Source organism: Microbacterium proteolyticum (assembly GCF_030818075.1).
GTDB lineage: Bacteria > Actinomycetota > Actinomycetes > Actinomycetales > Microbacteriaceae > Microbacterium > Microbacterium proteolyticum_A.
On the sequence record NZ_JAUSZZ010000001.1, the window covers coordinates 2130201 to 2143445 of the forward strand.

A 13245-nucleotide genomic window follows, 5' to 3' on the forward strand; every position below is an offset into this window, starting at 1 on the left:
CCATCGACGCCGATCCGGATGCCGCGACTCGTGGCATCCGGATCTGCTTTTCGTCCGCCGGCCGGCCGACGTCGACGCCTTCGCGGGAGGGGAGGGCCCGAGGTCGGCCGGGACGTCAGGCGGCCCGTCGGGCTCGGGTCTCCGCGTCAGACCAGGGCGGAGCGGCGGGCGCCGACCGCGAGGCGTTCCGCCGCGAGACCCTCGGCCGCGGCGAGCGGGGTGACACCCCGCGCGGATGCCTCGTCGAAGACCCGGCGGAGGGTGTCGCCGATCCCGGCGACGCGGCCCATGACCTCGTCCCGCGTTCCCCGCTGAGCGGCGACGCCGTCGAGGTAGATCACGCCTCCCGCGTTGACGACGAAATCGGGTGCGTACAGGATGCCGCGTCCGGCCAGGCGGTCGGCACCGGACCGCTCGGCGAGGGGGTTGTTGGCCGGCCCGCACACCGCGCGGGCGTCCAGGGCATCGATCACGTCGTCGGTGAGCACGCCGCCGATGCCGGCCGGCACGTAGACGTCGGCGGGAACGAGGTGCGCTTCGCTCGGCTCGACCCACGCCGCCCCGAGCTCCGCCGCCAGCGCGCGCTTGGCCGGGTTGACGTCGGTGACGGTCAGGGCCGCGTGCTCGGACGTCAGGCGTTCGGCGAGCCGGCTGCCGACCTGTCCGAGGCCGGCGATGGTGATGCGACGACCGGCGACGTCACCGGTGCCGACGGCGCGCTCGAGCGTGGCGACGAGGGAGGCGTAGACGCCGAGGCTCGTCGGGCCCGCCGGCTCGCCCGATCCGCCTACCGAGTCGGGCAGACCCACCACGTGCGCGGTCCGCTCGCTGACGACGAGCATGTCCTCGGTCGTGGACCCCACGTCTTCGGCGGTGCGGTACAGCCCGCCGAGGCTCTCGACGGCATCGCCGAGATCGAGGAAGGCCGCCCGACGACGATCGGCATCGAGCACGACGCCCTCGGGGAGACCGATCACGCTCTTGCCGCCACCCGCGTCGAGACCGGCGGCGGCGTTCTTCAGCGTCATCGCCGCGGACAGGCGCAGGGCGTCGCCGAGCGCGTCGGACCACGACGGGTAGGTCCACAGGCGTGCGCCACCGAGGGCGGGACCGAGCACCGAGGAGTGGAGCGCGACGGTGACGAACAGACCGCTCCGTCGCCCCGTGATCACCTCCACGCGTTCGTGCGTGAAATCGGGCAGGGGCAGGGCGTTGTTCATCGCGTTCCTTGTCGTCGGCCGCCTTGTGGGCGGCGCTTGGGGGATGCCGCGGCGTCGCGGCATCCACTCCCATTGTGGCGCGCGGCCATCTCGGGCGCGAGGGCCGGTGGCGCCGGTCACGCCGAGATGACACGTTCGCGTCGAGAGCACACGTTCCGGTGCGCCCGGATGGGGTGATCTCGCGCGGATCGTGTGATGTGGAGGGGGGATGCCGAGGGCGCCGCGACGCCGACCTTTAGGCTGTCGGGCATGACCGACGCCCTCCCCGCCCGTAGCCGTCTCGTCGCCGCCACCCTCGCCGAGGCGGGGATCACGGGGCAGATCATCGTGCTCCCCGATGCCGCATCGACGGCCGCCCTCGCGGCGGCGGCGCTCGACATCGAAGTGGGCGCGATCGCCAACAGTCTCGTGTTCTGGAGTGATGACGAGCCGCTGCTCGTCATGACGAGCGGTGCGCACCGCGTCGACACGGCGGCGCTCGCCGAGCGCCTCGACCGCGGCTCCATCCGGCGCGCGACCCCGGATCAGGTGCTCGCGGCGACAGGGCAGCCGATCGGCGGCGTCGCGCCGACGGGGCATCCCGCCCCGCTCACCACGATCGTCGACGAGGATCTGGCGCTGTTCCCGCAGATCTGGGCCGCTGGCGGCACCCCGCACACGGTGTTCCCGCTGACCTTCGACGACCTCGTTCGCCTCACCGGCGGGACCGTCGCGAAAGTCTCCTGAGCCGGATGCCGGGGGCCCGGGTCGTTCGACCGGGCTCAGGGGCGTCGAGTGGGCGTCGGGTGCTTGCTGGGTGCGCGGGCGGGGACGCGGGCGGGGAGGTGTCGACGCTGGCGCCCGTGTGGCCCCGGGGCCACTTCTGGCGCCCCGGGGCCATCGGCGTGCGGTGCGTCGATGGGCTCGGCGTGCCCGTGACGGGGTGGGTGTTGGTCGGTGTGCGTCGGTGTGGCCCCGGGGTCACTTCTGGCGCCCCGGGGCCATTTGTGCGCGTGAGGTCGATGGGCTCGGCGTGCCTGTGACGGGGTGGGTGTTGGTCGGTGTGCGTCGGTGTGGCCCCGGGGCCACTTCTGGCGCCCCGGGGCCATTTGTGCGCGTGACGTCAATGGGCTCGGCGTGCCCGTGACGGGGTGGGTGTTGGTCGGTGTGCGTCGGTGTGGTCCCGGGGTCACTTCTGGCGCCCCGGGGCCATTTGTGCGCGTGGCGTCGATGGGCTTGGCGTGTCCGTGACGGGGTGGGTGTTGGTCGGTGTGCGTCGGTGTGGTCCCGGGGTCACTTCTGGCGCCCCGGGGCCATTTGTGCGCGTGGCGTCGATGGGCTTGGCGTGTCCGTGACGGGGTGGGTGTTGGTCGGTGTGCGTCGGTGTGGCCCCGGGGCCACTTCTGGCGCCCCGGGGCCATTTGTGCGCGTGACGTCGATGGGCTCGGCGTGTCCGTGACGGGGTGGGTGTTGGTCGGTGTGCGTCGGTGTGGTCCCGGGGTCACTTCTGGCGCCCCGGGGCCATCGGCGCGCGTGACGTCGAACCGGCTCGGCCTTCCCCGTGACAGCGCCGGCGTTCCCGAGATGCGCCGGGGCGGCACCGCGGGACGTGCCGAGCGGCACCGCGGGACGCGCCGGGGCGGCACCGCGAGCGGCGCCGCCCTCGCCGTCACGACTCGCGGCGAGTGAGCGCGGTGAGGCACACCACCGCCGCGGCGGCCGACCACGCCTGCGGGCGGCACGCGGCCGGGTACGGCGTCGGCACCGACGAGTGCGTGCGCGGGTCGCCGGAATGCAGCTCGGGCACGCGGTACGCGAAGCCCTCCGCGGCATCCAGGAGTGCGTCCACGACCGTGCGGGCGGCATCCGCGAGTCCGGCACGCAGCATGCCGTGCGCGGCGATCGCGGTGTCGTGCACCCAGACGCTGCCGCCGTGGTACGACAGGGGCCAGTAGCCGGCGGCATCCGTCGACATCGTGCGGATGCCGTACCCGCTCGACATGCTCTCGCCCAGCAGCAGCCGAGCGACGTGCGCCTCTTCGCCGGGGGAGAGGATGCCGGTGCCGATGAGGTGCCCGATGTTGCTCGTGAGGGTGTCGACCGGGTTCTTGTGGCGGTCGAGCGCGACAGCGGGGTAGCGGCCCTCGGGTGTTTCGACCCAGTACGTCTCGGCGAAGCGCGCCTTGAGCTCGGCGGCCCAGGTGCGCCAGAACGCGGCGTCGTCGGCATCCCGTTCCTCGCCCAGGGCGTCGAGGATGTCAGCACCGGCGAGAGCCGCTTCGTATGCGTACGCCTGCACCTCGCACAGGGCGATGGGCCCCTCGGCGAGGCGCCCGTCGCGCCACTGGATCGAGTCGCCCGAGTCCTTCCAGCCCTGGTTCGACAGGCCGGTGCCGAGGCGATCGATGTAGTCGAGGAAGCCGTCACCGTCGCTGTCGCCGCTGTCGCGGATCCACCCGAGGGCGGCCCGCAGCGTCGGCAGCAGCTCGCGCACCTCGCTCTCGGGCATGCCCGCGCGCCACGCGTCGGCGAGCAGGCAGATCCACAGCGGCGTGGAATCGACGCTGCCGTAGTACTTCGGCGGCAGCACGATGCCTTCGCCCGGGATCTCGAGCGCCGACGCCCGCAGCTCGTGCAGGATCTTGCCGGGCTCCTGCGCCGTCTGCGCGTCGTCGTCGGCCCCCTGCAGGCGTGCGAGCACGCGGAGAGTGGATGCCGCGATCTCGCGGTCCAACGGCAGCGCGAGGCGTGCGGCCCAGATGGAGTCGCGCCCGAACAGCGTGAAGAACCACGGCGCACCGGCGGCGAAGAACTCGTCGTCGGGGTGCTCGGGCAGCACGAGGCGCAGGGCGTCGAGGTCGTCGAGGGCGCTGTGCAGCCATCGCGCGAGGCGGGGGTCGGGGGCGCTCGCCGCCACGGCGGCGGCATCCCATCGGGCGGGCTCGGCGGCCGAGTCCACCACGAGGGTGTCGTCGCGCAGCGTGAGCGTCCACGACACCTCGGCGTTGCCGAACGCGGAAAGCTCGACGCGCCAGCTCGCCTCAAGGCCGTCGGGTCCGGATGCCACGTCCGCACCCGGCGCGACGAGCTCGAGCCCCTGCGCCCCGGCGTCGACGACCGCCCGGTCGCCGTCGAGGCGCGTGTCGGCGGAGCGCGGGTGCGCGTGGCCCGACTTCACCTCGTGCAGCTGCGCGAACTCCGGCGTGAGGCGCAGCCGCAGTGTCGCGGAGACGGGCTGATCGACGCGCGAGTGCACGGTCCATCGCTCGCTCACGACGCCGTCGTCGACCCGGCGATCGCGGAGCAGACGCACCTTGGGGTCGGGCGTGGTGTCGTCGACGCCACGGAGGATGCCGCCGAAGACCACGCGCGAGGCGCCGTCGGGGGCGGTCGAGATCCACTCGATCGGGGATTGATCGCAGGTGGAGACGAGCGCACGGACGTGTCGCACGTCACCGTGATAGACGCCGTGCACCGCCGCACCGCCGATGTCGCCGGAGTCGTGCGACCACACCTGGGTGGGCGCGCGCAGCACGATGAGCGCGTCGTTCAGGAGGGGTTGCAGGGGAGTGGTCTGCGTCATGGTCGTCCCGGTCGGCGAGGTGGTGGGGGCGGTGGTCATTCTTTGACGGCTCCTTCACTGGCGTTCATGATGCGGCGCTGGAAGATGAAGAACACGATGGCGACCGGGATCGTCATGATGGCGGCGGCCGCGAGCTTGAGGGGGAATTGGCTGCCCTGACTGAGCTGGCCGCTGGCGAGCGACGCGACGCCCTTGGTCAGGGTGGTCAGCTCGGGCGACTGCGTGGAGATGACGAAGTGGCTGAGCTCGTTCCACGACCCCTGGAACGACAGGATGACGATCGTGATGAGCGCCGGGCGCGCCATGGGCAGCACCACCGACCAGAAGATGCGGAACGTGCCGGCGCCGTCGATGCGCGCCTGCTCCTCGACGGACGGCGGGATCGACTCGAAGAAGTTCTTCATGATGAACACGCCCGCGGCATCCACGAGGAGCGGCAGGATCATGCCGGCGTAGGAGTCGTAGATGCCGAGCTGGTTGATCACGAGGAACTTCGGGATCAGCAGCACGACCGTGGGAACGGCCATCACCCCGACGAGTCCGGCGAACACCAGCCCGCGCCCGCGGAACTGCAGGCGCGCGAGCGCATACCCGGCCAGGGAGTTGAAGAACACCCGGCCCGCGGTGACGAAAACCGTCACCACGACGGAGTTTCCGAACCAGACGGGGAAGTCCGAGTTCAGGAACAGTCGCTCGTACGCGGCCCACGTGAAGGGCTGCGGCGCGAGCGAGATCGGATCGGCGGCGGCCGCGGCATCCGTCTTGAACGACGTCGCCAGCTGCACGAGGAACGGGTAGATGTAGATGACCGCGAGCACGATCAGCAGGACGTAGAGCCCGATCTGCCAGCGCAGGGTCTTGCCCGACATGCGGTGCTTCGTCGGCTTGTCGGGGCCGCCGAATCGTTGCTCGGCGAGAACGGTGGTCTGCGGGGAGGCGGTGGCGGTCATCGGTCGACACCCTTCGCGGCAGGGGCGGGCTTCGGGTCGGTGACGGGGACTTCGTACTGCCGGATGCGGCGGCGCGAGACCGGACGGTCGCGCAGCACGAAGCGCTGCAGGATCGTCAGAGCCACGATGATCACGAACAGCACGAACGCGATCGCCGCGCCCTGGCCCCACTGCTGCGACAGGAACGCCGAGGAGTAGCTGAGGTAGGCGGGTGTGAGGGTCGTCTTTCCCGGACCGCCCTGGGTGCCGGTGTAGATCTGGTCGAACACCTGCCATGTGCCGATGAGCCCGAGGGTCAGCACCGTGAACAGCACGGGCTTGAGCTGGGGGAGGGTGACGCGCCAGAAGCGCTGCCAGCCGGTGGCGCCGTCCATCATCGCGGCTTCCTGCACGTCGCCGCCGATGTTCTGCAGCCCCGCGATGAACAGCAGCATGAAGGTGCCGGATGTGGTGAAGACGGCCATGAGAATGAACGCCGACATCGCCACCGACGGGCCGGCGAGCCAGTCCCACCACGAGACGCCCAGCATCGTGTTGCCGGTGAGGACGGCCGGACCGCTCGTGACCCCGAGCGCGCCGAGCAGGTTGTGCACGACGCCCGACGGATCGCTGAACCAGTTGGGGCCGTTGATGCCCAGCCACGACAGCACCTCGTTGACGGCACCGGATGCCGAGAACAGGAACAGCCAGAGCACGGTGATGGCGACCGAGCTCGTCACGGAGGGGAAGTAGAAGGCGGTGCGGAAGAGACCGCGGCCCCGCAGGACCGCCCGGTTCACGAGCACCGCGAGGAAGAGCGACAGCGCCGTCTGAAGCGGCACCACCAGCAGCACGTACCACGCGTTGTTGCGCAGCGCCGTGCCGAAGTCGCGTTCGGCGAGTCCGCCGCCCGAGGTGACGGCGGCGTAGTTGTCGAGGCCGACGAAGCCCACGGTGGAGGAGAAGGGGCTGCCGCGCCCGGTCCAGTCGGAGAAGCTCACCCACAGCGCCATCAGCACGGGAACGAGCAGGAACACGCCCAGGATGATCAGCACGGGCGCGGTGAACAGCCAGCCGGCGGCGGCCTCGCCGCGCCGGATCCCCGAGGAGGGCGACCCGGCGCGACGCGGCGCGGTGGTGAGAGCGCTCATGACTACTCGGTGATGGCCTCGAGGTTGGACTGCGCCGTCGACAGCAGCGCCTGCGGGTCACCCGTCTTCAGCGACTCGAGCTGCGCGTTGAAGTCGGTGATGACGTCGGCCGCGCCCGCCATGTTCGGCGGGAACTGCGCGTACTCGGCGCCGGCGAGGAACGCCGTGGCGTCGGGGTTGGCCTCGGACCACGCGTCGGCGGCCGACTGGATCGACGGCATCGGGCCGAATGCCTCCGAGAACGCCAGCTGCTGGTCGGTGCTCGTGAGGTACTCCACGAGCGAGCGCGCCTGCTCCTGGTTGCCGCTGTCGGCGGCCATGCCCCAGCAGTTGGTGAACTGCAGGGTGCCCTTGCCGCCGGGACCGGCCGGGAGCTCCGCGACGGTGAAGTTCACGTCGGGGTAGTCGGCCGACATCGCGCCGGAGATCCAGTTGCCCTCGATGACCATCGCGGCCTTCTGGGTGCCCAGCGCCTCGCCGCCCCAGCCCGCGCCCACGTCGGAAGCGAAGGCGAACGAGCCGTCGTTGAGGTGCGTCTTGACGTAGTTCAGGGCCTCGAGGTTCTCGGGGCTGTCGGCCGTCGCGGCACCGTCGGTGACGAGTCCGCCGCCGGCCTGCGCCATGAACGCGCCGACCCGCTGGTACTCGGCCCCGAACGCCAGGCCCACGCGGCCGTCGGCCGTCAAGCGCTGGGCGACGGATGCCAACTGGTCCCACGTCGTGGGGAGGTCGGCATCCGTGAGCCCGGCCGCCGCCCACAGGTCGGTGTTGATGATGAGCGCCAGGGTCGAGAAGTCCTTGGGGGCGCAGTAGAACGTGCCGTCGACGGTGAAGTTGTCGACGAGCGAGGGGTAGAAGTCGTCCTTGTTCGCGAGGTCGTCGCCGTAGGCGGCGATCGAGCCGTTCGCCGCGTAGCCGGCGAGGGCCTCGGGTGCGAGGTAGAACAGGTCGGGCGGGGAGCCGGCGGCGAAGCCCTGCGAGAGCTGCTGGGGGAGGTCGTTGGCCGTCTGCACGTCGGCCTCGACGCCGGACTGCTCGCTCCAGGCGGCCACGGCGTCGGTGACGGCCTGGGTTTCGGCGTCTCCGGAGGAGCCGATGAGGATGCTGAGGTTTCCGCTGCCCGAGGCCTCGCCGCCGCCCGGGGTGTCGTTGAAGCCCGACCCGCAGGCGGTGAGTGTCAGGGCGCCGGTGGCGAGGAGCGCTCCGGCTCCCAGCCAGGTGCGCGCGATCTGCCGTGTCATTGTCTCTCTCCTTTGATGAGGCACGCGACCCCTCCGCATGTGGTCGGAGGGCCGCTAGTTTGAACGTTCAAATAGCGGTGAGAACACGGTAAGGAGCGGGTGGGCGGGATGTCAAGCGGGTGGCGGTCGTCCTAGGCTGACGATCTGGACACGCGCCGGGGGACTCCCGGCGGCGACACGGCGAGCGGGATCAGCGTCGACGGGGGAGGAAACGTATGGCGAAGGCGCCCACCGTCGACGACGTCGCTCGGGTCGCCGGTGTCTCCCGGCAGACCGTGTCGAACGTGGTCAACTCACCCGAGATCGTGCGGGAGGCGACCCGGCAGCGCGTGGAAGCCGCGATCACGGAACTCGGCTACCGCCCGCACGCCGCCGCGCGGCGGCTGCGGATGCGCCGCAGCTCCACCATCGGCATCCACCTCGATCCCTACGCCGGTGGCATCTCGGGGGTCGTGCTCGACCGCTTCGTCCACGCCCTCACCGAACGGGCGGGGGAGCGCGACATGCGCGTGCTTTTGTACGCGGCCCGCAGCCCGCAGGAGGAGATCGCGCGCCTCGCCGACCTGCTCGAGGGCGGAGAAGTGGATGCCGTCGTCGTCACGGGCACGTTCCACGGCGACCCCCGCACGGGGTGGCTGACGGCGCGCAACCTGCCGTTCGTGTCGTTCGGGCGACCGTGGGGCGAGGACGACGTCGAGGCGCCGGCGCACCTCTGGGTCGACGTCGACGGCGCAGCGGGAACGCGCGCGGCGACGCGGCACGCCCTCGCCTGCGGCGCCGGGCGGATCGCCTTCCTCGGGTGGCCGAGCGGGTCGGGGACCGGCGACGAGCGGGAGCGCGGCTGGCGCGAGACGGTCGCAGACGGCCCGCGCTGGGTCGTCGAGGAGAACGTCGCGGCGGCGCGCGACGTGGTCGCCGCCGGTCTCGCCGCCGCCCCCGAGGTCACGGGTATCGTATGCGCGAGCGACTCCCTCGCGATCGGCGCGCACCTGGCGACCTCGCTCGCCGGCCGCGACGACGTCACCGTGGTCGGGTTCGACAACACGCCCGCGGTCGAAGCCCTCGGCCTCTCCAGCGTCGAGCAACTGCCCGAGCGGGTGGCATCCGGAGCCCTCGACCTGCTGATGGGCGAGAACGGCACCGTCGTCGCCCCGCGGGCGGCGGTGGCCGGGGGAGCGCACGTGCTCGTGGAGCCGCGCCTCGTCGTGCGGTGACCCGTCGCGCCTTCCGGCGTCCGTGCGGGGCTGGTGCGGCCGCGCGCGGGGGCGGTGCGTGCTCAGACACGCGGTCGCCTGGGGCTGTCACGCGGCGCGTGGGGATGCTCCGCGGAGGCCGGCGGCCGACGCTTCGCCGACGCCGGCGGCTCGCAAGACGCCGCAGCGCGGTGGGCGCGTCGCGGGGTTACGCGGGCGCGACACGCGTCGCGTCGTGGACGCTGGACGGGGGTCAGCGGGGCACGGGCACCGGGAAGCGCAGCTCCGCCGCGACGGGGGAGCCGTCGGTGAGTTCGCCGCGCGGAACGGCGACGACCCGGCCGCCCGTCCGCAGCACCGCCGCGGCGAGGTCGAGCAGCAGGTCGGCGTCATCGGTGGGATTCACGCGACCGTAGGTGTCGATCTCGCCCGAGCGTTCGGCATCCTGATCCAGGCGGAGCTCTTCCACGGCGGCCGCGGCAGCCGCTGCCGCGACCTCGCTCAGCCGCGAGGTCGCCAGTCCCTCGGCGCGCAGCGTGCCGAAGCGCTCCTTCCACGCCGACACCGCGGCTCGGCGATCGTTCGCGACGAAGCCGGCGACGGCGTTGATCAGGGTGGCGTCGTCGAGCGACTGCGGATGCGCGGTGATCCCGTGCGCACGCAGGCCCGGGTGGGTGTTCTGCGCCCGGTAGGCCGGGTCGAGCTCCGCGGTCGTGGCGAGGATGAGCGGCACGTGCGGGGAAGCGACGCGCTTCACCTCCTCGCTGACCGCCTTCGCGTAGCGTTCGCGCTCGGGCCGGTCGCCGTCGGAGCCGCGGGCACGTTCCCGGTCGGCGCGGCCGTCGTTGTCGGCGTGGGCGAAGACGAGATCGAGATCGTCGGGGAGGCGCAACGGGATCGGGCGGAGGTGATCGCCCTGCACGTGCACGAGGCGGACATGATCGCGCGCCAGCTGGAGCACGTACGCGCCACCCTCGGCCCCGCGAGCGCGCAGCAGAGGACCCGCCGCGAAGCGCTCGTTCACGCGGACGGACGTCCGCGGAGCGAAGGGGAGCCGGAACACGTGGCGCCGCGCCGGCGTGGACAGCAGGAGCAGGCCGCGGTCCTGGTGTTCCCAGAACTCCAGGTCGTCGAAGAGCGATCGGATGCCGTCGACGATGCGGGCGATGGTCGGCGCGTCGGCGCCGCTCTGCTCGAGCTGCCGGGAGGCGTCGTCCGCCGCCGACCGCAGCGCCGTGCGCACGGGATCCTGCTGCGCGGGGACGGGGGAGGACGGGAGGGCGACGCTCACCGACGCCGGCCCGCGATGGTCGAGGAGCTCGAGGAGGGCGGTGTCGTCGGGGAGGTCGGCGGGGATCATCCGGCGACGCTAGGGCGCGCTCCGATGCGCCGCCGAGGGGGTTGTGCGGCGGGTGCGGGTGTGCGCCGCCGCCGAGCTCGGGTGCGGGCTGCGTCCGCGGGATCGCTCGCCGAGAGCGGTCGCCGTCGCGTCGGCGGCGGGACCGCCGATGCGATGCTCAGCGAGGGCGCCCGATGCGGCGGGCGAGCTCGCGGGCGGTGTCGCCGGCGAGCGCGGCGAGGGCTGCGGCATCCCGCTCGGCGCCGTCGGACGGCCAGGTGACCGCGACGGCCGCGGCGGGCCATCCGGCGTGATCGAGCACGGCGGCGGCCACCGAACGGAAGCCGGGGGTCACTTCGCCGTCCTCCGACGCGAAGCCTGCGGCGCGCACCTCGCGCAACAGCTCCCGCAGGGCGCGCGGGGTATCGGGCCCCGAGTCGTGGCGGCGGGTGAGGGCCGTGGCATCCGGGAACAACGCGCGCACCTGCTCGCGGGGGAGCGCCGCGAGCATGGCGCGACCCGTGGCGGCGAGGTGGGCGGGCAGGCGCACGCCCACGTCGGTCACCAGCGCGGGTCGCCGCGGAGCCCGCTCCTCGACGATGTAGAGCACGTCGCGGCCGGCGAGGACGGCGAGATGCGCGGACTCCCCGACGCGGTCGGACAGTGCCGCGAGCAGGGGCCCACCCAGGCGGGCGAGCGGCTGCTGCCGCGCGTATCCGCCGCCCAGCTCGAAGGCGGCGGTGCCGAGCCCCCAGCGCCGGTCGCCGGGCAGGTGCACGACGTACCCGTGCTGGGCGAGGGTCGCGAGCAGGTGGTAGGTGCTCGATCGCGGGATGCCGAGGGTCGCTGCGATCGTCTGGGCGGCCATCGGCCCCGGCTGCCGCGCGAGCAGCGACAGGATCCGCAGCGTCTGGTCGGCGGCGGGAACCTGGGGGTGCGCGTTGTCTGACATGACAGACACAGGATGCCAGAACTCCCCGCCCGAGGGGCATCGCGCACGGTGGAATCGAGGCATGAATGACAGCGTCATCCTCGGAACCCGTCCCCTCACCCCGCGCGACGTCGTCGATGTCGCGCGTCACGGCATCCGGATCGAGATCGACGCCGACGCGCTCGCCCGCGTCGCCGACACCCGCGCGCTCATCGACGCCCTGGCCGACGACCCGCAGCCGCACTACGGAATCTCCACCGGCTTCGGGGCCCTGGCCACCACGTTCATCGCCGAAGAGCGCCGGGCGCAGCTGCAGGCGAGCCTCATCCGCTCGCACGCGGCGGGCACGGGCGCCGAGGTCGAGCGCGAGGTGGTGCGTGCGCTGATGCTGCTGCGCCTGCAGACCCTCACGACCGGGCGCACGGGCGTGCGTCCCGTCGTCGTCGAGACCTACGCCGCCCTGCTGAACGCCGGCATCACCCCGATCGTGCGCGAGTACGGCTCCCTCGGCTGCTCAGGCGATCTGGCACCGCTGTCGCACGTGGCGCTCGCCGTCATGGGCGAGGGAGAGGTGCGCGACGCGTCCGGCGACCTCCGGCCGGCCGCGGAGGCCCTCGCCGCCGCCGGGATCGCACCGGTCTCGCTGCGGGAGAAGGAGGGGCTCGCCCTCATCAACGGCACCGACGGCATGCTCGGCATGCTGCTGCTCGCCCTGCACGACCTCGAGACGCTGCTGGTCACCGCCGACGTCGCCGCCGCGATCTCGATCGAGTCGCAGCTGGGGACGGATGCCGTCTTCGCCGCCGATCTCATGGCACTGCGACCCCAGCTCGGCCAAGCCGATTCGGCGGCGAATCTCCGCGCATTCCTCGCCGGTTCGCCGATCGTCGCGAGCCACCGCGGTCCCGCGTGCACGCGCGTGCAGGACGCCTATTCGCTGCGCTGCGCCCCGCAGGTGCACGGCGCAGCACGCGACACCGTGGCCCACGCCGCCGTCGTCGCCGAGCGCGAGCTGGCATCCGCCGTCGACAACCCGGTCGTCACGGTCGATGGGCGCGTGGAGTCGAACGGCAACTTCCACGGCGCGCCGGTGGCGTACGTGCTGGACTTCCTCGCGATCGCCGTGGCCGATGTGGCATCCATGTCGGAGAGGCGGACCGACCGCGCGCTCGACGTGGCGCGCAGCAACGGGCTGCCGCCGTTCCTCGCCGACGAGGTGGGCGTGGACTCGGGCCTGATGATCGCGCAGTACGCTGCGGCCGGGATCGTGTGTCGGAGCTCAAGCGCCTCGCCGCGCCGGCCTCGGTCGATTCGATCCCGTCGAGCGCCATGCAGGAGGACCACGTCTCGATGGGCTGGGCCGGGGCCCGCAAGCTCCGCCGTGCGATCGACGGATTCGCCCGGGTGCTCGCGATCGAGGTGATGACCGGATGCCGTGCCCTCGACCTGCGCGCACCGCTCGCGCCCGCGCGGGCCACGGGCGCGGTGCGCGATCTCGTGCGGACCCGTGTCGTCGGCCCCGGTCCGGACCGCTTCGTCTCGCCCGACATCGAGGCGGTCACCGACCTCGTCGCCTCGGGGGCCGTCGCCCGGGTCGCCGTGTCCCACGCCGCCGCGGCGGACGCCGCCCCCGGCCGGACGTCCGTCACCCCGACCGCCACGGTGAGCATCTGAAGGTT

The 13245-nt window shown here is 72.7% G+C and carries 9 protein-coding genes and 1 pseudogene; 3 read left to right on the top strand and 7 right to left on the bottom strand.

Translation table 11 applies throughout. The annotated features are described in order from the left end of the window. Positions 1 to 146: 146 nt before the first annotated feature. Positions 147 to 1220 carry a Glu/Leu/Phe/Val dehydrogenase family protein gene (locus QE392_RS09900; protein ID WP_307451168.1) on the bottom strand — a complete coding sequence of 358 codons (1074 nt, stop codon included), beginning with the start codon at positions 1218 to 1220 and terminating at the stop codon, positions 147 to 149. 249 nt (positions 1221 to 1469) lie between these two features. Here QE392_RS09900 and QE392_RS09905 point away from each other — a divergent pair, with 249 nt between their 5' ends. Then, a complete protein-coding gene (locus QE392_RS09905) occupies positions 1470 to 1946 on the top strand; it encodes a YbaK/EbsC family protein (protein WP_307451170.1) in 477 nt (158 codons plus the stop codon). A 922-nt stretch (positions 1947 to 2868) separates the two neighbouring features. On the opposite strand, the gene QE392_RS09910 is transcribed toward QE392_RS09905, so the two are convergent. The 4 genes from QE392_RS09910 to QE392_RS09925 form a co-directional block, all read right to left on the bottom strand. After that, the gene (locus tag QE392_RS09910) at positions 2869 to 4821 is read right to left on the bottom strand and encodes a glycogen debranching N-terminal domain-containing protein (protein ID WP_307451172.1); all 1953 of its coding nucleotides are present in this window, start codon (positions 4819 to 4821) and stop codon (positions 2869 to 2871) included. After that, positions 4818 to 5651 carry a carbohydrate ABC transporter permease gene (locus QE392_RS09915; RefSeq protein WP_307454100.1) on the bottom strand — a complete coding sequence of 278 codons (834 nt, stop codon included), beginning with the start codon at positions 5649 to 5651 and terminating at the stop codon, positions 4818 to 4820. Before QE392_RS09915 ends, QE392_RS09910 begins: the two co-directional genes overlap by 4 nt. A 77-nt stretch (positions 5652 to 5728) precedes the next feature. Next, a complete protein-coding gene (locus tag QE392_RS09920; protein ID WP_307451174.1) occupies positions 5729 to 6862 on the bottom strand; it encodes a carbohydrate ABC transporter permease in 1134 nt (377 codons plus the stop codon). A gap of 2 nt (positions 6863 to 6864) precedes the next feature. Then, on the bottom strand, positions 6865 to 8103 hold the full coding sequence (locus QE392_RS09925; RefSeq protein WP_307451175.1) for a sugar ABC transporter substrate-binding protein: 1239 nt from the start codon (positions 8101 to 8103) through the stop codon (positions 6865 to 6867). 215 nt (positions 8104 to 8318) lie between these two features. On the opposite strand from QE392_RS09925, the gene QE392_RS09930 reads away from it, so the two are divergent. Further along, positions 8319 to 9317, top strand: a complete 999-nt coding sequence (locus tag QE392_RS09930) for a LacI family DNA-binding transcriptional regulator (protein ID WP_307451178.1) — start codon at positions 8319 to 8321, stop codon at positions 9315 to 9317. Between the two features lie 232 nt (positions 9318 to 9549). Here the strand turns inward: QE392_RS09930 and QE392_RS09935 are convergent, their stop codons facing one another. After that, entirely contained in the window at positions 9550 to 10656 is a 1107-nt protein-coding gene (locus QE392_RS09935; protein ID WP_307451180.1) for a baeRF11 domain-containing protein, read from the bottom strand. 157 nt (positions 10657 to 10813) lie between these two features. After that, a complete protein-coding gene (locus QE392_RS09940) occupies positions 10814 to 11587 on the bottom strand; it encodes an IclR family transcriptional regulator (RefSeq protein WP_307451182.1) in 774 nt (257 codons plus the stop codon). A 61-nt stretch (positions 11588 to 11648) separates the two neighbouring features. On the opposite strand from QE392_RS09940, the pseudogene hutH reads away from it, so the two are divergent. Further along, positions 11649 to 13240 (top strand): annotated as a pseudogene (gene hutH / locus QE392_RS09945) (histidine ammonia-lyase). The last annotated feature ends 5 nt before the right edge of the window (positions 13241 to 13245 follow it).

Excerpts from the sequence above, each read along its gene's own strand:
- QE392_RS09900 (WP_307451168.1), bottom strand. The coding sequence starts at position 1,220 with ATGAACAACGCCCTGCCCCTGCCCGATTTCACGCACGAACGCGTGGAG.
- QE392_RS09905 (WP_307451170.1), top strand. The coding sequence starts at position 1,470 with ATGACCGACGCCCTCCCCGCCCGTAGCCGTCTCGTCGCCGCCACCCTC.
- QE392_RS09910 (WP_307451172.1), bottom strand. The coding sequence starts at position 4,821 with ATGACCACCGCCCCCACCACCTCGCCGACCGGGACGACCATGACGCAG.
- QE392_RS09915 (WP_307454100.1), bottom strand. The coding sequence starts at position 5,651 with ATGTCGGGCAAGACCCTGCGCTGGCAGATCGGGCTCTACGTCCTGCTG.
- QE392_RS09920 (WP_307451174.1), bottom strand. The coding sequence starts at position 6,862 with ATGAGCGCTCTCACCACCGCGCCGCGTCGCGCCGGGTCGCCCTCCTCG.
- QE392_RS09925 (WP_307451175.1), bottom strand. The coding sequence starts at position 8,103 with ATGACACGGCAGATCGCGCGCACCTGGCTGGGAGCCGGAGCGCTCCTC.
- QE392_RS09930 (WP_307451178.1), top strand. The coding sequence starts at position 8,319 with ATGGCGAAGGCGCCCACCGTCGACGACGTCGCTCGGGTCGCCGGTGTC.
- QE392_RS09935 (WP_307451180.1), bottom strand. The coding sequence starts at position 10,656 with ATGATCCCCGCCGACCTCCCCGACGACACCGCCCTCCTCGAGCTCCTC.
- QE392_RS09940 (WP_307451182.1), bottom strand. The coding sequence starts at position 11,587 with ATGTCAGACAACGCGCACCCCCAGGTTCCCGCCGCCGACCAGACGCTG.